General features: G+C 70.2%; 9 protein-coding genes. 3 read left to right on the top strand and 6 right to left on the bottom strand.

Annotation, left to right across the window (positions count from 1 at the left end; all coding sequences use genetic code 11):
* Positions 1 to 51: 51 nt before the first annotated feature.
* From HUA76_RS37770 to HUA76_RS37745, 6 genes are all read right to left on the bottom strand, one after another.
* Positions 52 to 1,581 (bottom strand): FAD-dependent monooxygenase, encoded by a 1,530-nt coding sequence (locus tag HUA76_RS37770; RefSeq protein WP_217440752.1) that lies wholly within the window; start codon positions 1,579 to 1,581, stop codon positions 52 to 54.
* Between the two features lie 61 nt (positions 1,582 to 1,642).
* Positions 1,643 to 3,061, bottom strand: coding sequence for a cytochrome P450 (locus HUA76_RS37765; protein WP_174463621.1), 1,419 nt, complete (start codon positions 3,059 to 3,061; stop codon positions 1,643 to 1,645).
* Positions 3,058 to 3,921, bottom strand: coding sequence for a cyclopropane-fatty-acyl-phospholipid synthase family protein (locus tag HUA76_RS37760; RefSeq protein WP_174455625.1), 864 nt, complete (start codon positions 3,919 to 3,921; stop codon positions 3,058 to 3,060). The genes HUA76_RS37765 and HUA76_RS37760 overlap by 4 nt, the downstream gene beginning before the upstream one ends.
* A gap of 101 nt (positions 3,922 to 4,022) precedes the next feature.
* Entirely contained in the window at positions 4,023 to 5,099 is a 1,077-nt protein-coding gene (locus HUA76_RS37755; protein ID WP_141645733.1) for a methyltransferase, read from the bottom strand.
* 121 nt (positions 5,100 to 5,220) lie between these two features.
* On the bottom strand, positions 5,221 to 5,433 hold the full coding sequence (locus tag HUA76_RS37750) for an MbtH family protein (protein WP_141645734.1): 213 nt from the start codon (positions 5,431 to 5,433) through the stop codon (positions 5,221 to 5,223).
* A 58-nt stretch (positions 5,434 to 5,491) separates the two neighbouring features.
* Complete coding sequence (locus HUA76_RS37745) at positions 5,492 to 6,415, bottom strand: hypothetical protein (protein WP_174463620.1); 924 nt, start codon at positions 6,413 to 6,415, stop codon at positions 5,492 to 5,494.
* A 245-nt stretch (positions 6,416 to 6,660) separates the two neighbouring features.
* Here HUA76_RS37745 and HUA76_RS37740 point away from each other — a divergent pair, with 245 nt between their 5' ends.
* Genes HUA76_RS37740 through HUA76_RS37730 form a run of 3 tightly spaced genes read left to right on the top strand, consistent with a single transcriptional unit; the run spans position 6,661 to position 19,758 of the window.
* The gene (locus HUA76_RS37740) at positions 6,661 to 11,964 is read left to right on the top strand and encodes a non-ribosomal peptide synthetase (protein WP_174463619.1); all 5,304 of its coding nucleotides are present in this window, start codon (positions 6,661 to 6,663) and stop codon (positions 11,962 to 11,964) included.
* Positions 11,965 to 11,986: 22 nt separating this feature from the next.
* Positions 11,987 to 15,286: a non-ribosomal peptide synthetase gene (locus HUA76_RS37735; protein WP_174463618.1), complete on the top strand. Its 3,300-nt coding sequence runs from the start codon at positions 11,987 to 11,989 to the stop codon at positions 15,284 to 15,286.
* The gene (locus HUA76_RS37730; RefSeq protein ID WP_174463617.1) at positions 15,286 to 19,758 is read left to right on the top strand and encodes a non-ribosomal peptide synthetase; all 4,473 of its coding nucleotides are present in this window, start codon (positions 15,286 to 15,288) and stop codon (positions 19,756 to 19,758) included. Before HUA76_RS37735 ends, HUA76_RS37730 begins: the two co-directional genes overlap by 1 nt.
* Positions 19,759 to 19,763 lie beyond the last annotated feature (5 nt).

The following is a 19,763-nucleotide window of genomic DNA, read 5'->3' as shown; positions in this document are numbered from 1 at the left end:
GACACGGATGTGGCGTCAGGGGGCCCTGACAGCGGGGCCCGGGTGAAGTCTTCAGGCGCTGGCCGCGGCGCGCGCGGGCACGGAGGCCTCGGTCGGTCCGCCACACCATTTGTGGAGCACCGCCTCCAGGCCCGGTACGCCGGCGCGCGTCACTCCCCAGGCGACGATGCCATCGGGCCGGACGAGCAGCGCGGGGGGCAGGTCGATGCGGTCCCACGCGCCGCCGCGCGCCACCACCACCCGGTCCTCCCAGCCATGCTCCACGACGCTCGCGAAGCGCCCCTCGAGAGTCCTGTCCACGAGGACGAACCGCCGCTGGCGCAGCAACTCGTAGAGGCGGACCGGCCGCGCGTGGGGGAGGTCCAATTGGATGTCTGGGACGCGGCGTCCGACGAGCGGGTGCGCGTCCGCGCCGCGCGGCGGAGGATAGCGGAGCGTCAGCCCCGCGAACTCCTTCACCACAGGCAGTTGGATCGCCTTCACCTTCAGCGACTGCATGATGAGCCAGCGCACCAGCCGCAACGGGGCGGCGCTGGAGATCTCATACTTGAACACGAGGTCCGTCTTGCGAAGGGTCGCCTTCGCGATGGGATGGCGCTCCTCCTGGTACGAGTCCAGCAACCCCGCAGGCGCCCAGCCCTTGATTTCCGCGGTCAGCTTCCAGGCCAGGTTGATGGCGTCCTGCACGCCCACCTGGAGCCCCTGCCCTCCCGAGGGAATATGCGTATGGGCGGCGTCTCCCGCGAGCAGGACCCGACCCGCGCGGTATCGGTCCGCCTGGCGCTGGTCGCTGCGGAAGCGAGACATCCACAGCGGCTCGTGAATGCCCAGGTCGACGCCGAGGATGGCGCGCACGCTCTGCTCCACCTCCTCCAGCGTGACGGCCTGCTCCAGCGGGACCTGCATGCGCGCACGGTCCAACACGATGAGCCGGAAGGTGCCATCCCCGTAGGGGAAGACCGCCACGGTGCCTCGCGCGCCGGTGATGGCGTGCACGGGCGGATCCGGCGGGTGTTTCAGTCGCACATCGGCGGTGACCAGCGAGCAGTCGTACGACATGCCCTCGAAACCGATTCCCGACAGGGAGCGAACCGCGCTGCGCACGCCGTCACACCCGACCACGTAGCTGGCGTGCTCCTTCCACGTCTTGCCGTCCGCGCCCTCCACGTCGAGCGTCACACCCGAGTCCTCCTGCCGCAGCCCCACGACGCGGGCCTCGCGAACCAGCTCGGCCCCCGCGCGCAGCGCCCACGCCTCCAGCACCTCCTCGGTGCGGTTCTGCGGCATGATCAACATGAAGGGGAAGCGCGAATCGAGTCGCCCGAAGTCCAGGTAGCTCTTCCCATCCCCCAACGGGCCGTGCTTCCAAGGCAGGCCCTTCTCGATGGTGGCGTCGGCCTGACCGCGCATGTCGAGCAGCTCCATCGTGTACGGCGTCAGGCCGAACGCTCGGGACCACGAGGATCGCTGGGCGCGGCGCTCCAGGATGCGGCAGGGGATGCCCGCGCTGGCGAGCTCGGCGGCGAGCGTCAGACCGGTCGGTCCAGCACCGACAACGATGACCTTCGGGACGGGCGACACGGGGCTCCTGACGAGGACGGCGGTGATGTGGTGAAGGAATGGGGAGATGCGAGCCCCGGACTCAGACCAGCTCCACGGACGCGTGGATGTTTCCGCGCACGGGCGTGACCCGCGGCTGGTGGTCCGGCGCGAGGAGGACCATGGGCAGCCCCAGCTTGGGGACCAGCGAGATGCGCATCGCCCGGTCGACGCGCGCTCCCGGGACGAGCGTCGGCCGGAAGCGCTGCAGCAACATGGACAGGACGAGCTTCATCTCCAGTTGGGCCATGTGGCGCCCCAGGCAGTTGTGGGGACCGGCGCCGAAGGGGGTGTACTCGTGCACCGTGGGCGTGGCCGTCCTCCACCGCTCCGGCTCGAACCGCTGGGGGTTCGGGAAGAGCTCTGGCAGCCGGTGCGTCACGTAGGCGCTCGCGAACACCATGGTGCCCTCGGGCAGCTCGTAGGGGCCCAACTGGCACGCCTCGCTCGTGTAGCGCATCAGGAACGAGGCGGGAGGGAACAGCCGCAAGCTCTCCTTCACCACCAGGTCCAGGTACTCCAGCTTCTTGAGCTGCTCCACTGTCGGCGGCGCGCCGCCCAGGGTCGTGCGCAGCTCCTCCTGGAGCGTGGCCAGCACCTGGGGATGTCGGTCCAGGAGGAAGAGCGTCCACGTCATGGACGCCGCGCTCGTGGAGTGGCACAGGACGTTGTAGGCCTCGCCCACGAGCTCGTCGTCCGTGAGGCCCTGCCCATGCTCGTCCCGCGCCGTGATGAGCGCGGAGAGCACGTCCAACTGTCCGGCCTCCGCCTCCCGCTTGCGCCGGATGAGCACCCCGAGGATGTCCTCGATCTCCCGCGCGACCGCCAGCATCTCCCGGTAGGGCGCGCCAGGCAGGTCCACCCGCAGGAGCAGCGTGGTGGGAGCGGAGGCGAGCTCCAGCAACCGGGCGATGAGGTACTGGAGCCGCACACCGTCACCGGCGGGGTCCAGTCCGAACATCGTCTGCATTGCGATGCGCATGATGAGCCGCAGCAGATCCTGGTCGAGCCGTGGCCGCGTCTCCCCCACCGTCCACCGATCCAACTCCGCCTGGGTGAAGCCGACGATGGTGTCCCGGCAGGCGTCGATGCGCTGGGGACGAAAGGCGGGCTGCATCAACGTCCGGTGCTTGCGGTGGGCCGCGCCGTTCAGCCGGAGCAACCCGAACGTCAGCCGCTCCATCGCCGAATCGCGAGGCAGGTTGCTCTCACGGAAGGCATCCGAGATGAAGCGCTCCGGCTGGGTGAAGAGGAGCTGGTTGTACTCGGGGCCCAGCGCGTACACGTGCCTGGGCTTACGCGGGTCCCACGCGCTGACGGGGCCGTAGCGCTCAAACGCTCGCATGAAGTGCGCGGGAGGGTCGCCCAGCATCCGCAGGCCCTCCAACTGCCAGCCAATCAATGGCAGCGAGCGCGGCCCCGGCAGGCGAGGGGCGCGCGCCGCCACGGCCCCAGTCGTCATGACGCGCTCCGCGCGGCGGCGTGGGCTGGACGCTCCGCGGAGGCGATGACGAAGTCCAGGTTCTCGAAGGTGCCGAACCGCTTCAGGTAGGCGCGGGCCGCCCAACGCACCACCGGGTTCATCCGCTCGGCCATGGCCCCCTCCCCCACCCGACGCAACAGGAAGGAGGAATAGGGCGGGCAGACGTGCTCGCGGATGGACTGGACCTCCACCGCGCCGAAGCCCTCGGCGGCGAGCTTCCGTGCGTAGACATCGCGGGTGTACATGTTCTCGCCCTTGATGTGCATGTTCTGCCGCTCGAAGGCGCCCACCTTCTGCCCGGCCATCGGCAGGATGTCCGCCAGCACGACGCGCCCCCCGGGCTTGAGGACCCGGAAGGCCTGGCGGAAGAACGCCTCACGCGTGTTGAAGTGGTGGGCGGCCTCCACGCACACCACCTTGTCGAACGTGCCGTCCTCGAAAGGCAGCTCCGTGGCGGACGCGGCCCACAGGTTGATGCGCTCGCCCAGGCCGCGCTCGAGGACGCGCCCCTGCACCACCTTGAGCTGCGATTCGCTGATGTTGACCGCGTCGATGCGCGCCGGTCCGAACTCCTCCATCCACAGGAGGTCCTGGTCCCCGAAGCCGCACCCCACGTCGAGGAGCCGGTCCCCGGGACCGAGCCTGGCCGTCTGTGCGACGAGCCGCACCAGCGCGCGGGCCGCCTCGTCCAACGTGGCCGGGGCGTCCTTCCAGAAGCCCATGTTCATGAACATGCTCTCCTCGGAGAGGGAGCCGCCCTGGGCCAGGAAGCCATAGTGCGCGCGGACGCGATAGTCGTGCAGGCTCAGCTTGCGGTATGCGTGTTGAAGGATGTTCATGGACCCACCTGTCTGGGGTTTCGTTCCACGGCCTCGAGCGCGCATCGCTCCGGCGACACCGGAGCGCGGCGGTGCTCGAGGCACATGGGGCGGAGAGTTCGCTACTTCGTGGCCTGGAGGACGCCGTGGGGCGTCCAGGCACCGCAGGGGATGCGGTCGGCGCGCTTGAAGCCCGCCGCCTTGACCCACGATTCGTACTGCTCCCACGCGTAGATCATCCCGCCCTCCGCGGGGATGGCCGCGAAGTACACGCTGTCCAGCGCCGCCATCAACGGACCGTCACCCGCGTCGTTGGAGATGGAGCTGAAGATGACGACCCGGCCACCGGGCGGCAGCGCCTCGTAGGCCCGGCGCAGCAAGGAGGTGTTCTCCTCCGGCGTCCAGATGACGAGCTGATGGGAGAACAGGACGCAGTCATGTCCCGGGGGGAACGGCTCCGCGAACATGTCGCCCGCGTGGACCTTGATGCGCTCCGACAACCCGGCCTCCGCGATGCGCCGACGCGTCAGGGGCGCCGTCCCCGGAATCTCCAGGACCGTCACCTCCACGTTCGGGTACGCCTGGGCCAGCGCGATGGCGTTCACCCCATCACCGCCGCCCACGTCCAGCACCTTGCGCACGCCCGAGAAATCCACGTGCTTGAACAGGAGCGGGTTGGACAGCTCAGACCACGAGCGCATGTACTCGTAGAAGACCTGCTCCATGTGGGGGTTCTCGGACAGGCGGTGGTAGAGGTCCCGTCCCGCCCCGCGCACCCGGCGAAGCCCCACGTTGCGGTTGGCCTTCAGCGACTCCGTGAAGTCGACCTGGCCCTCGTAGCAGATGTACTGCTCGAAGCCGACGACCGACTTGAAGATGGCCCAGGTCTCCTCCTTGAACATCCGGCTGATGACCTCGGCGTTGCGGTACGCCCCGTCCACCCGCTCCGTCAGCCGCAGGGACGTGGTGCCCAGAAGCAGGATATCGATGGCCCGGGGCTGCAACTCCAGCCGCAGGGCAATCTCCTCCTTCGCGAGGCCCGGCTTGTGCTCGAGCAGTTCGAACAGGTTGAGTTCGCAGGCCGCGTTCAGATATTGGGCCGCCGAGGCGCCGAACAGGATGAACGTCAGATCATCGTGCGTCAGCGGACCCGTGGCGGGCCGAGCCGCCACCTTCAAAAGCGCGTTGTCGGTCTTCATCTGGGTGTTCCTCCACATCAAGAGACTGCAGTCGTTCGACCGGCCACATCACGAGGGCAAGGCTCCGCCAGGACCCCACGGGGCCTCTTCCTCGACTGACTTCTGGGAGACGGCAAAAACCCTACGACGTCTGCTCACTCCGGGTAGACAGGGGACGCATGTCTGTCCATGCATTGTCGATGTGGGCCACACAGTCCGAACGGGCTCCGTGGAATCCCTCATCTCGCCAGCCGGGAGGATTGGGGCGCTCCACGGGCCAGATGGAGTACTGCCCTTCGTGGTTCACGACGACCTTGCATGACACGGATTCGTCACTGCCCAGGAATGCAGCCATTGTCTTGTTCCTCCCCCCCAACTCCAGGGAACCAGCATCCAACGGGTCGATACGGCGCTCACTCCTTGATGAGGTGGAGGCGCACGCGCTTGAAGTGTTCCAGGAGCTCCACGGCGGACTTTTCCGTCCGCTCGGCCATCAACAGACTGGTGCGCTCGGTCCCCACGAAGCTGGCACACACCGTTTTGTGTGCGTCATAGGCCCGCGCGACGGATTGGTAGAAGGCCTCACGCGCCTCTTCCAGCTCCACCGGGAGCCCCGCGAAGATGGGACGCAACCCGGCGAGCACCTTCACCATGTATTCGTGGTCGCGCCACCGCAGCCCTGTCATGCCCGGAGGCGCCACGGGCGGCATCAAGGTGGGACGGACCGACTTCTCGTAGGCCGTATAGGAATAGTCGCCCGTGAAGCGCAGCGCCACCTCGGCGCCATTCATCAGGGCGGTGACGCGCTCCAGGTCGGAGCGCGCGGCCTCCAGGTTCCCCGCCTCCACGTCCTCACGCAGGACGTGAAGGACAACCACCATCCCCTGCACGAGTGACATGAAGACGTAGTGCCCGCGCGTCCACCGACGCAGCGCGTCCCGCTCGCCAGACGCCGTCGAGCGCGGGGGCGGGAGCGCCGCGGCGCCCTCCCGGTCCACCGGACGGTCCAGGAGCATGTCGAAGAGCACGCTGTAGGCATGCCGCAATCGCCCCCACGCCTCGGGCTCCAGGTCCGTGCCGCTCGTGAGGGCCTCATCCAACAACGTCACGAATCCGTGGAGCGTGCTGTGGACGAGCAGCGGCACCACCCGTCCCTCGACCCGGACAATGGCAAATGCCTGATCATTATCCTTGTTGCCCTGCGAGGCCTCCGGGTCGTCCACCACCGGGGTGAAGTCCCCATCCCCCAACCCCAGTCTTGACAGGGAATCCCGCGCCGCGAAGATCGCCTGATCCTCGGCCGACCTCCGGTGCAGCGCGGCAAGGGGCTCCAGCACCGCTACCTGAGCAGCCTCCCTTTGGAGTTCCCCACGCAGGCGTGGCAGTCGCTCGGGTCGCAAAAGATAGATGCCTGGCGCCGTCACGTGCCTTCTCCTTGCCAATCACTGGCATCCCCACCAAACACCAGTACATTGACACGACTTTCCTGGCTTTACAACTTTAATTGACATTCCGGAATTAAGTCCTTACGGTCCAGCCCTTACATCAACCATGGTTGGAGTTGTTCTGGGGGCGCCTTCCCGTGGCATTGGACAAATCCCTCTCAATCAAACACGCGCAGCTCCCCCGCCACACGCTTGTCACCCTTCTGCAACAGCGGGCGGAGACCGAGCCGACACGCGAGGCTTTCAGCTTCCTGGGTGAGTCCGGCCAGGTGGAGCAGCGCGTCGACTACGCCACGCTGGCGCGGCAGGCCCGGGCCATCGCCGCGAGGCTTCAGGCGCAGGGGGCGGTGGGAGAGCGAGCGCTGTTGCTCTATGCCCCCGGTCCAGAGTACGTGGCTGCCTTCTTTGGCTGCCTGTTCGCGGGGATGGTGGCGGTCCCTGTCTATCCACCGGAGCTGGCGCGCCCGGAGCGAAGCCTCTCACGGCTGCTTGGCATTGTCCGGGACAGCGAGGCGAAGTGGGTGCTCACGACCGCGATGCTGCGCGGCGTCGCGGAGGGGCTGTTCGCCGAGTTCCCCGAGCTGGAGCGGCTGAAGTGGGAGCTGACGGACGAGCTGCCTTTGGAGGTGGCGGAGGACTGGCGCGCACCAGAGGTGGATGCCTCCACGGTGGCGTTCCTTCAGTACACGTCCGGTTCGACGGCGACGCCGAAGGGCGTCGTGCTCACCCACGCCAACCTGCTCCACAACCTCGAGGCCATCCACGAGCGGTTCGGCCTCACCCGTCAGAGCCGGGGCGTCATCTGGCTGCCGCCCTACCACGACATGGGCCTCATCGGCGGCATCCTCGCGCCCATCCACGGTGGACTCCCCGTGGACCTCATGTCGCCTCTCACGTTCCTGCAGGCTCCGTTCGCGTGGCTCAAGGCCATCTCGGACCGCAAGGGGACGTGCAGCGGCGGGCCCAACTTCGCGTATGAGCTGTGTGCCCGGAAGGTCACCGAGGCCCAGAAGGCGACGTTGGACCTGTCGTCCTGGGAGCTGGCCTTCTGTGGAGCGGAGCCGGTGCGCGCGGACACACTCGACGCGTTCGCCCGGGCATTCGAACCCTGCGGCTTCCGTCGGGAGGCGCTGTACCCCTGCTACGGCCTGGCGGAGGGGACGCTCATCGTCACGGGGCCCGCCAGGGGCCGGGGGGCCCGCGTCCGGACGTTCCAGCGAGAAGCGCTGGAAGCCCACCGTGCCATTCCCCTGGAGCGTGCTCCAGAAGACGGGCAGACGAGCGCGACGCACGTGAGCTGCGGCGAGGCGGCGGCGGGGCTGCACGTGGGCATCGTGGACCCGGGGACGCGGCGGCGGCTCGAAGAGGGCCACGTGGGGGAGATTTGGGTCCAGGGGCAGAGCGTGGCCCAGGGCTATTGGCGACAACCCGAAGCGACGGAGCAGGCCTTCGCGGCCCACGTGGCGGGCGCGGACGACGGGCCGTGGCTGCGCACCGGGGACCTTGGCTTCCTCCAGGATGGCGAGCTGTACGTCACCGGGCGGCACAAGGACCTCCTCATCATCCGGGGACGCAATCACTATCCCCAGGACCTGGAATTGACCGTGGAGCGCAGCCACCCCGCGCTGCGTCCAGGGTGCGCGGCGGTGTTCGCGCGCGGTGACGAGGCCACCGAGGGAGTCGTCGTCGTCCAGGAGCTCGACCGGCGCTACCCGGGCGAGGACTGGGACGCCATCTCGAACGCCATCCGGCAATCCCTCTCCCTGCAACATGGCGTGGGCGTCGACTCTGTCGTCCTCATCCGCGCGGGCGCCCTGCCCAAGACCTCCAGCGGCAAGGTCCAACGCTCCGCGTGCAGGGAGGCCTGGCTCGCGGGACGACTCGCCCCCGTCCACGCGGACGCGCCCCAGACGCGGGAAGTGCCCGACCGACTCTCGCGAGACGACCTGATGGCGCGCTCCGAGGACGAACGGCGCGCCGTGCTCATCGACTTCCTCTCCCGGGCCGGGAAGCTCCCCCCGGGGTTGCCCGCCCGTGAGGCCGCGCACCACTCGCTGGGGCTGGATTCGCTCGCCCTTGTCGAATTGAAGCATCGCCTCGAACGGGACCTGGGCGTCTCGTTGGAGTTGAGGCTGTTGCTGGGCGCCCCCTCCCTGGAGGAACTCGTCACCCACCTGCTGGAGGCGTTGCGTGCGGCGGCGCCACCTCCGAGGGCCGAGGAGTTCCCACGCGACCAGGAGGCCCACCTGCTCCTGACGCCGGGGCAGCGGGCCCTGTGGTTCCTCCAGCAGTTCAAACCCTCCTCCCTGGCCTACATCCTCGCGAGGGCGGCCCACATCCGAGGGCCCCTGGACGTGGCCGCGCTGCGCCGCGCGTTCGAGGTGCTCGTCGCGCGCCACCCCTCCCTGCGCGCCACCTTCTCCCTCGTCGGAGAAGAGCCCATCCAGCGACTCCACGCCCGGCGCGCGGACCTCCTCCAGGTCATCGACGTCTCGGGTGAAGACTCGCACACGAGCCACGCCCGACTGAGGGAAGCCGCCTTCCAACCCTTCGACCTGGCCCGGGGTCCGCTGCTCCGCGCGACGTTGTTCTCGAAGGCGGCCGACGAGCACGTCCTCCTGCTGGCGTTCCATCACCTCATCGCGGACTTCTGGTCGCTCGCCGTGCTGGTGGAGGAGCTGATCCAGCTCTACGAGGGGACCGGGAGCGAGGACGCACTGCCCCCGCCCGGGCATCCCGCGACGTGGCTCCAATGGCAGCAGCAATACCTGTCGAGTCCCCGCCAGCAGACTGACTGGGAATACTGGCGACAGCGGCTCGACGGCCCCTTGCCCCTCCTGGACCTGCCGCCCCCGTCGCCCGTCCCCTCCGCGCGTCCCCCGGCTCCGGTTCATCACTTCGCGCTGGGGCAGCGGATGCAACGGCGCGTCGACGACTTCTCCCAGCGCCACGACGTGACGCCCTTCGTCTCGCTGCTCGCGGCGTTCCAGGCGCTGCTGCACCGGCTGAGCGGACAAGACGACCTCGTCGTGGGGACCCCGGTGGCCACGCGAGGCCCCGCGGGCACCGCGCGACTGGTGGGCTATTGCGTCAACACCCTGCCGCTTCGCGTGGACCTGGCGGATGGGCCCGGGTTCGCCGCCCTTGTCCGGCGCACCCGCGACCTCGTCCGAGGGGCCCTGGAGCATCAGGAGTTCCCCTTCCCCCTCATGGTCGAACGACTGCATCCGGAACGCGTCGCCGACCGCACGCCCATCTTCCAGACCCTCTTCGTCCATCAGCGCAGTCCCCTCTCGAGCCATCCCGCGCTGTCGTCCTTCGCGCTGGGCGATGGCGCCGCCCGGCTGCGCATGGGCGGCACGAGCGTCGAGCTGCTGCCACTGCCCCCCGCCGCGTCCCCCTTCGAGCTCATGCTCGCCATCGCGCCGACCGATGAGGGGCTCTCCTGCGCGTTCGAGTACGACCCGGCGCGCTTCGACGCGGCCTTCATCGAGCGGCTCGCGGCGCAGTACGGGCACCTGCTGGAAGCGGCCCTGGACGACGCGGACACGCCCATCGCACGGCTGTCGCTGCTGCCCACGTCACAGCGTGAGCAGCACCTGCTCGCGTGGAACGCCTCCCACCGGTCCTATCCCGCGGGCGACGGTCTGCACGCCCTCGTGGCCCGTCAGGCGCGGCGGACCCCGGACGCGGTGGCACTGGTTCACGGCGCGCGGCGGCTGACCTACGGCGAGCTCCTCGCACGGGCCTCGGCGTTGGCGGCGAAGCTGCGCCGGCTCGGCGTGGGTCCCGAGGTCCGCGTCGGCGTCTTCAGCCACCGCACGCTCGACCTGGTCGTGGGTCTGCTCGCCGTGCTGGAGGCGGGGGGCGCCTACGTTCCGCTCGACCCCCAATATCCGCAGCCGCGCCTGGACTTCATCGTCCGCGACGCACGCATCCACGCCCTGCTCACGGAGCGCTCCTTGGACGAGCGACTGCCCGCGAGCACGGCCCACCGCGTGTTCCTGGACGAAACACACGACGAGGGGACGCTGGCCCCCGAGGCACCCACGGAGGAGGTCCACCCCGACCACCTGGCGTACATCCTCTACACCTCCGGCTCCACCGGCCAGCCCAAGGGCGTGGCCATCTCCCACCGCAGCGCGGCGAACTTCATCCACTGGGCCGGCGAGGCGTTCAGCGACGAGGAGCGGCAGGGCGTCCTGGCGGGCACGTCCATCTGCTTCGACCTCTCCGTCTTCGAGCTGTTCGCGACGCTCAGCCACGGAGGCAGCGTCATCCTGGCGGACAGCGCGCTGCACCTGCCGGAGCAGACCTCGGCCACCGTCACCCTCCTCAACACGGTGCCCTCGGCCATCACCGAGCTGCTCGCCTCGGGTGGCATCCCCGACACGGTGCGCACCATCAACCTCGCGGGTGAGCCCCTCACGCGGGAGCTCGTGCGGCGGCTCTACCAGGAGACGAAGGCCACCCGCGTGGTGAACCTGTATGGGCCGTCGGAGACCACGACGTACTCCACGTTCACCACGCTGCCCGCCGAACCCTCCGAGCCGGTGAGCATCGGTGGGCCGGTGGCCAACACCCAGGTCTACGTGCTCGACGCTCACCTCCAGTTCGTGCCCGCGGGCGTTCGGGGCGAGCTGTTCATCGGCGGCGCGGGCGTGGCGCGTGGCTACGTCGAGCGGCCCTGGCTCACCGCGGAGCGCTTCCTCCCGGACCCGTTCTCCGGACTCCCGGGGGCGCGGATGTACCGGACGGGAGACCACGTACGACAGCTCCTGGATGGAACGCTGGAGTTCCTGGGCCGGGTCGACCACCAGGTGAAGCTGCGTGGCTTCCGCATCGAGCTGGGCGACATCGAAGCCGCGCTCCGACAAGAGCCCGGGGTGCGCGACGCCATCGTCGTGGTCAAGGGCGAGGGCGCGCGACGACAGCTGGTCGCCTACGTGGTGCCTGTCCGCGAGAGCACGGGGCTGGAGGTGTCCGCGCGCCATCTGCGAGAACACCTGCGCGCCCGGCTCCCGGAGTTCATGGTGCCGGCGACCCTCCTGGTGCTGCGGGAGCTGCCGCTGACACCCAACGGCAAGGTCGACCGCGCGGCGCTGCCCGACCCACTCACCCGACCGGAAGATCCGGGCGCCGACTACATCGCCCCGCGCAACGAGCTGGAGACTCGCATCGCCCAGGTCTGGGCGGAGTTGCTCCAACGAGAGCGCGTGGGCGTCCACGACAACTTCTTCGACCTGGGCGGCAACTCCCTGCTGGCGACCCGGGTGGCCACGCGGCTGTCCTCGGCGCTGCAAATCCAGGCCAGCGTCCGCACCGTCTTCGAGCACCGGACGGTGGCGACCCTCGCGGAGAACCTCGCCCAGGCACGGGCGTCGTCCTCCGGCCCCTCCACCATCACCGTGCAACCCCGGGTGCCGTATCGCGGCGGCTAGTGCCCGCGAGGAGAGAACCCCCATGTCCACCGTGGATACGAACGCCCGTCCCCCACCGACCGACGCCGCCCTCCAGGGCTGCTTCGTCTTCCCCGCGTCCGCGAGCCAGCAGCGGCTCTGGTTCCTCCACGAGCTGGACGCTCAATGGAGCGTGGCCTACCACCTGCCCGTGGCCTTCCGCGTCGCTGGCGCTGTCGACCGCGTCGCGCTGCAACGCGCCCTCAACCTCGTGGTGGCCCGCCACGAGGCTCTGAGGACCCGCCTCGCGTACCTGGACGGCGAGCTGGTGCAGGTCATCCATCCCGATGCAAGGGTCACCCTCTCCTTCACCGACCTGGGGCACGTCCCCGCGGCCGAGCGAGCTGAAGAGGCGCGGCGACTGCTCGCGGGAGAGGCCCGGCGCCCCTTCCGGTTCACCGAGGACAGCCTCCTACGGGTGAACCTGTTGCGCCTGGGCGCCGCGGAGCACGCCTTGCTCGTCACGGTGCACCACCTCGTCGCGGATGGGAGCTCCGTGGAGCTGCTCGTGCGCGAGCTGGCGGACAGCTACGACGCCTGCCTCAAGGGCACGGAGCCGGCCCTTCCGGCCCTCCCCATCCAATACGCCGACTACGTGGCCTGGCAGCGGCAGTGGCTCGGCACCGAGGCGCACGCGGCCCAGAGCACCTACTGGAAGCGGAAGCTGGCCGGCGCGCCCCAGGTCATGGAGCTGCCGGTGGACCACCCGCGCCCCTCGGTCCAGACGTTCCGCGGCGCCACCACGGAGTTCACCCTCTCCCCGGAGCTGGGCGCGGCCGTCCGCCGCCACGTCCGCTCCACCGGCATCACGCCGTACATGCTCCTGCTCCAGGCGTTCGCCATCGTGCTGCGGCGGTACACGGGGCAGGACGACCTCCTCATCGGAACACCCGTGGCGAACCGGGAGCGGCCCGAGTTGGAGCCCCTCATCGGGTTCCTCGCCAACACGCTCGTGGTGCGCGTGGACCTGTCCGGGGACCCGCGCGTGGACGCCCTCGGCGCGCGCATCCGGGAGACCGTCCTGGAGGCGCTCACGCACCAGCAGCTCCCCTTCGAGCTGCTCGTCGAGGCGCTCCAGCCCCAGCGCACGCTGAGCCACAACCCCCTCTTCCAGGTGATGTTCGCGATGCAGGAGGCGCCCCTCTCCCGCCTCTCGATGGGAGGGCACGCGCTGGAGCGGCTGCCCGTGGACCCGGGCACCTCCCGCTTCGACCTGTCCTTCTTCCTCATCGACGACGGAGACCGCATCCAAGGCATCGTCGAGTACGGCTCGGACCTGTTCGAGGCCGACACCATCGCCCACCTCGTCCAGCACTTCACGCGGGCAGTCGAAGGGCTCCTGGATGAAACCCGTCCGCGCCTCTCGCGGCTCGCCTTGGACAGCGAGGCCGACCGGCGGGAGCAGCTCGCGCGGGCCTTCCACGCGGAGCCCCACGCCTTCGTCCCCCTCCACGAGGCAGTCGCCGCGCAGGCCGCGCGGACGCCGGAGCGCGTGGCCGTGGAGTGCGGCGCCCTCCGCCTCACCTACCGCGAGCTGATGACCCGCGTGGGCCAGCTCGCGGGTGCCTTGCGCGCGCGCGGCGTGGGCACCGAGGACCGGGTCGCCGTCCATCTGGAGCGCTCGCCGGACCTCATCGTGGCCCTGCTCGCGGTGCTCCAGGTCGGCGGGGCCTACGTCCCCGTGGACCCGCAGTACCCGCGTGAGCGGATCCGCGCCATGCTCCAGGATGCGCGTCCCCGGGCCCTCGTGACGACGCCCCAGCTCGCGTCGCTGGGCGTGGACATCCCCCACGTCCTGACCCCGGACGCGGTCGCGGAGGCCGGCGGGGACGCCCCTCCAGGCCCGAGGGCGGGTGAGCACACCCTCGCCTATGTCCTCTACACGTCGGGCTCCACCGGTCACCCCAAGGGGGTGATGGTGACACACGGAGCGCTCGCCAACTTCCTGCACACCATGGCGCGCGAGCCCGGGCTGCGAGGCGAGGACGCCCTCGCCGCGGTGACCACGTTCTCGTTCGACATCGCCGCGCTGGAGCTCTACCTGCCGCTGCTCGTGGGTGCGCGCGTGGTGCTCGTCACCCGGGAACAGGCGGCGGATGCCCGGGAGCTGGCGGCACTGCTCGACACCCACCACGTGACGGTGATGCAGGCCACGCCCGCCACCTGGCGGCTCTTGACGGATAACGGCTGGAGACCCTCCAGCAGCTTCACCGCGCTCTGCGGAGGCGAGGCGCTTCCCCAGGACCTCGCCGACCTCCTCACGTATCGCGGCGCCGCGCTGTGGAACCTCTACGGCCCCACCGAGACGACGGTGTGGTCATGCCGCAAGCGGCTGCATCCCGGAGAGCGCGTCACGCTCGGCCGGCCCGTGGGCAACACGAGCACCTATGTGCTGGATGAGGACCTGATGCCGGTGCCCCCCGGCGTGAGCGGCGAGCTGTTCATCGGCGGAGAGGGCGTGGCCCGTGGCTACTGGGGGCTGCCCGGACGCACGTCCGAACGCTTCGTGCCCGACCCCTTCTCCGCGAGCCCGGGCGCGCGCCTCTATCGCACCGGGGACCTGGTGCGCCCGCGGCCTGACGGCGACCTCGTGTACCTGGGGCGCGCGGACCACCAGGTGAAGCTCCGGGGCTTCCGCATCGAGCTGGAGGAGGTGGAAACCGTCCTGCGACGCCACCCGGAGGTGCGCGCTGTGGCGGTCCACCTGTGGGGGACGGACGAGGCCCGCCGGCGGCTCGTCGCCCACGTCGTTCCCGCCACGCGCCCTCCTTCCGAGGAGTTCGCCCGGCGCCTTCGGGAGCACGCTCGCGCCCACCTCCCCGAGTACATGGTGCCCGCCACCATCGCCCTGCTGGACGCGCTCCCGCTGACGCCCAACGGCAAGGTGGACCGTCGCGCCCTGCCCTCTCCGGACGCCGTCTCCGCCTCCAGCGAGCGGCTCCTCGTCGCGCCCCGCACCGACACCGAACGCCAGGTCGGCGCCGTCTGGACCCGACTGCTCGAGCGCGAGCAGGTGGGCGTGGATGACGACTTCTTCGAGCTGGGCGGCAACTCGCTGCTCGCCGGGCGGCTCGTGCAACTGCTCGACCAGGAGTTCGGCGTGAGGGTGCCCATGCGCGACCTCTTCATCAACGCCACCATCGCCCACCTCGCGACCGTCATCGACACGCGGCGCCGACAAGCGCCCTCGGTGCTGAAGCCCGCGTCCGACACGCCGCTGGACGGGTTGAGCGACGCCGACGTGGAAGCCCTGCTGAACGATCCGCTGCTGAGCCACGCCCTCTCCCAGGAGATTCGCAGGTGATGCCCTCCCAGAACGACTCCGTCCGAAGGCCCCTCGAGGACCGGCGCGCCACGCTCACCCGCTGGCTCCGGGAACGCGGGGCCGACCCCGCCAACCTGACGCCCACGCAGCGACGACTGTGGATGCTGCTCCAGTTGGACGGCACGCTGCCGGCCCAGGTGTTGACGGCGCGCGAGCTGCGGGGCGCGCTGGAGCTGGCCCCGCTCCAGCAGGCCATCGCCGAGGTCGGCCGCCGCCACGACCTGCTTCGCAGCACCTTCAAGGACGTGGGGGGAACGCCGCTGCGACTCGTCCACCCCATCGCGGCGCTGTCCCTGCGGGTGACGGACGTGACCGACGCGGACGCCGCGGAGCGCCTCTCCGACATCGCCCGGGAGATGCTCGCCCGGCGCGCCGACGTCGCCTCCGCGCCACTGGTGGACCTGCGGCTCGTGCGGCTCGCCGCCGACAGCCACGTGTTGTTCGCGACGGGCCACGAGCTGGTCGTGGCGACCTCCTCCCTGGAGTCCTTCGTCCAGGAGCTCCTCACGACGTATGCCGCCCTCCACCGAGGCGAGCCCCTCGGTGAGGGCGCCGTGCCCTCCCACGCGGAGCACGCCACCCGCGAGCACGCGTGGCTCGCCAGTCCAGAGGGAGCGGCGGCGGTGGAGCACTGGCGTCGACGGCTCGCGGACGTTCCCGTGCTTCAGCTCCCCACGGACCGGCCGCGTCCGGCCGTGAAGACCCACCGCTCCGCGTCCGTCCACCAGCGCCTGCCGCGGGAGCTCCTGGGTCAGTTGTCCGCGCTCGCCACGCGCACGGACGAGGAGCTGGGGACGGTGCTCTTGACCGGCCTCCAGACCCTGCTGGCCCGCTACTCGCTCCAGGTGGATGTGACGGTGGGAGTGCGCGACGAGCCTCCTGGCAGCGCGGAGTCCGAGCCACCAGGTCCCGGCCGCGGCCCCCTCGTCTTGCGAGTCGGCCTGGGCGGAGACCCCTCATTCGAGGACGCGCTCCGACGAACCGGCCGCGCCCTCCGGGAGGCGCGCAAGTTCGGGCGCGTGCCGTTCGCCACCCTCGTGGAGGCGCTCCAGCCACCGAGAGACCTCAGCCGCACGCCCTTCTTCCAGACCCTGTTCCAGTTCCGTGACGCGCGCGAGGCGCTCGACCTGGTCCCCGGTCTGCGAGTCACGCCACACGTGCCGCGCGTGGGGACCACCCCGGTGGACCTGACGCTCGCCGCGACCGCGACCCAGGAGGGACTCCACCTTCGCGTGGACTACAACACCGACCTGTTCGACGCGAGCACCGCACGGCGGATGCTCGACCACCTGCGCACGCTGCTCGACGGAGCGCTGACCACTCCGACCAGCACCCTCTCCGCGCTGCGGCTGCTGCCGGCCGAGGAGTGGGGACAGGTCCTCCATGGCTGGAACGAGACGGCCCACGCCGCTCCCTCGGAGAAGTGCCTGCACGAGCTGGTGGAGGCGCAGGCGGCGCGGACCCCGGGGGCCTGGGCCGTCACCGGTCCTGGCGGGGAGCGCACCTACGCGATGCTCGACGAGCAGGCGAACCAGCTCGCGCATCACCTGCGGGGGCTCGGGCTGGCGCGCGAGGACCGCGTGGCGCTGTGCCTGGAGCGCTCGGTGGAGATGGTCGTCGCCATGCTCGCGGTCCTCAAGGCGGGAGGCGCCTACGTTCCGCTGGATCCGGAGTACCCCACGGAGCGGCTCACGCACCTGCTCACGGACAGCGGCGCGCGGGTGCTCATCACCCAGCGGTCGCTCACGGCGCGGCTGGGAACCTCCCCGGCGAAGCGGCTCCTCGTGGACGAGGACTGGCCCGCCATCGCGGCGAACCCGCGCTCGGCCCCGCCCCGGACGACGACGCCCGCGCACCTCGCGTACCTCATCTACACCTCCGGCTCCACGGGGACGCCCAAGGCGGTGATGCTCACGCACCGGGGCATCGTCAACAACCTTACCTGGCGACAGGCGACGTGGCCGCTGAACCCAGAGGACCGCGTCCTGCAGAACCACTCGTTCAGCTTCGACCCCTCCGTCTGGGCGACGTTCTGGCCGCTGCTCGTGGGCGCGCGCACCGTCGTCACCGCCGCGGGGCAGGCCACCGACAGCCGGTCGCTGGTGGAGCTGATGCGCTCCCAGGGCATCACCGTCTACGGCGCGGTGCCGTCCCTCAACTCGGTGTTGATGGAGGAGCCGGATATCGGCCGGTGCACCCGCCTGCGCTACGTGCTGAGCGGGGCCGAGGCCCTCACCGGCTCGCTCCAGCGCAGCATCTTCTCGCGCGTGTCAGCCACGGTGGCGAACCTGTATGGCCCCACCGAGACGACCATCGACGCCACGAGCTGGACGTGCCCGCGCGTGGATGAGCCCGAGGCGGCCCCCATCGGTCGGCCCATCGGCAACACGCGGACCTACGTCGTCGACGCGCACCTCCAACCGGTGCCGGTGGGCGTGCCCGGGGAGATCTGCATCGGCGGCGCGGGACTGGCCCGCGGCTACCACGGGAGGCCCGGCCTGACGGCGGAGCGGTTCGTGCCGGACCCCTTCTCCAGCGAGACTGGCGCGCGGCTGTACCGGACGGGCGACCTGGGCCGCTACCGGGCGGACGGCGCCATCATGTTCCTCGGTCGCGTGGACGACCAGGTCAAGGTCAGCGGCTACCGCGTGGAGCTGGGCGAGGTCGAAGCCGCGCTTGGCCAGCACCCCGACGTGCGCGAAGTCGTGGTCGTGGCCCACGCCAGTGGCCCGGACATGAAGCGGCTCGTCGCCTACATCGTGCCCGCGGAGAACGCCGCGCCCCAGGCGCGCGCGCTGTCGACGTACCTGGAGGGACACCTGCCGACGTACATGGTGCCCACCCTGTTCGTCATCGTCAGTGAGCTGCCCCGAACGGCCAACGGCAAGGTGAACCGGCAGGCCCTGCCCGCTCCCCAGGTCGAACGAGCGGAGCCGCTGGCGGACTCCGCCATGCCCCGCTCGCCGCTGGAGGAGGAGATCGCCGCGGCCTTTGGGAATGTGCTCGGCACGACGAGCGTGGGCATCCACGACGACTTCTTCGGCGTCGGCGGCACATCGCTCATGCTGGCGAAGCTTGCGTCGCGGCTGCTCAACCGCTTCGAAATCGCCATCCCCGTCCACCAGTTCTTCAAGGTGCCCACCGTGGCGGGCGTCGCGAACGTGGTGGAGACCTTCCAACGCGAGGGCCTCGAGGCGGTGCTGATGAATCAGCACGCCACGCGCCTGGACACGGACGCCACCCTGCCGCCCGACATCTCGCCCGAAGGTCTACCCGAGGCGGACTTCCTCGACCCCTCCGCCGTCCTGCTCACGGGCGCCACGGGCTACCTGGGCGCGTTCCTGTTGGAGCAGCTCCTGAAGTGCACCCGCGCCACGGTCTACTGCCTGGTCCGCGCGGACACGCCCGCCCAGGCGATGAAGCGCGTCCGGACGACGATGGAGCAGTACCTCGTCTGGGACGAAGCCCACGCGGCGCGCATCCGTCCACTCGTCGGAGACCTGGCCAAGCCCCGCCTCGGCCTGGACGAGGCGGAGTGGAACGCGATGGCCGGGAAGCTCGACGCCATCTACCACAACGGCGCGTTGGTCAACTTCGTCTACCCCTACTCCGCGCTGCGAGGACCGAACGTGCAGGGCACCCAGGAGGTGCTGCGGTTGGCCTGCCTGCGAAGGCTCAAGGCCGTGCACTACGTCTCCACCATCGACGTGCTGCTGGCCACTCACATGCCGCGGCCGTTCCTGGAGGACGACTCGCCGCTGCACAGCCCGGTGGAGGTGCCCGGCGGCTACACCGGGAGCAAGTGGGTCGCGGAGAAGGTCGTCGACATCGCCCGGCAGCGCGGCATCCCCGTCGGCATCTACCGGCCCGGCCTCATCCTGAGTCACGAGGAGACAGGCGCGACGCAGACCAACGACTACCTGCTGGTCGCGTTCCGGGGCTACGTCCCCATGGGCATCCTCCCGGAGTACCCGCGCATCTTCGACACCATCCCCGTGGACTACGCCGCGAAGGCCATCGTCCACATCTCCCTGAAGCGGGAGGCGTTCGGGCGCTTCTTCCACCTGTTCAACCCGGCGCCCGTCTCCCTGCACCAGTTCTGCGAGTGGATCCGCTCGTACGGGTACGAATTCGACATCGTTCCCTTCGACGAGGCGCGACGACGGGCCCTGGAGGTCGACACGTCCCACCCGCTCTATCCGCTGGTGCCGCTCATCCGCGACGCGGAGGCGGAACCCACGCCGGCGCTCGACCCATCCGTCATCGGTGAACTCCAGCCCGAGATGGAGTGCGCCAACGCGCTGGAGGTGCTGGCGGGAAGCGGCATCCGCTGCCCCCCCATGACCGAGGCCCTGGCGCACCGCTGCATCCAGTACCTGGTCGACGTCGGCTTCCTCCCACCCCCCGAAGCGCTGCGCACCGCCCGCTCGCGACAGGTCGCCGGAACCTGAGCGGC

Source organism: Myxococcus sp. CA056 (genome assembly GCF_013336715.1).
GTDB classification, from domain to species: Bacteria; Myxococcota; Myxococcia; order Myxococcales; family Myxococcaceae; genus Myxococcus; species Myxococcus llanfairpwllgwyngyllgogerychwyrndrobwllllantysiliogogogochensis.
This window is presented reverse-complemented; position numbering and strand designations above follow the sequence as displayed.

Coding starts and splice junctions, on each gene's coding strand:
- HUA76_RS37765 (WP_174463621.1), bottom strand. CDS start 3,061: ATGACGACTGGGGCCGTGGCGGCGCGCGCCCCTCGCCTGCCGGGGCCG.
- HUA76_RS37760 (WP_174455625.1), bottom strand. CDS start 3,921: ATGAACATCCTTCAACACGCATACCGCAAGCTGAGCCTGCACGACTAT.
- HUA76_RS37755 (WP_141645733.1), bottom strand. CDS start 5,099: ATGAAGACCGACAACGCGCTTTTGAAGGTGGCGGCTCGGCCCGCCACG.
- HUA76_RS37750 (WP_141645734.1), bottom strand. CDS start 5,433: ATGGCTGCATTCCTGGGCAGTGACGAATCCGTGTCATGCAAGGTCGTC.
- HUA76_RS37735 (WP_174463618.1), top strand. CDS start 11,987: ATGTCCACCGTGGATACGAACGCCCGTCCCCCACCGACCGACGCCGCC.
- HUA76_RS37730 (WP_174463617.1), top strand. CDS start 15,286: ATGCCCTCCCAGAACGACTCCGTCCGAAGGCCCCTCGAGGACCGGCGC.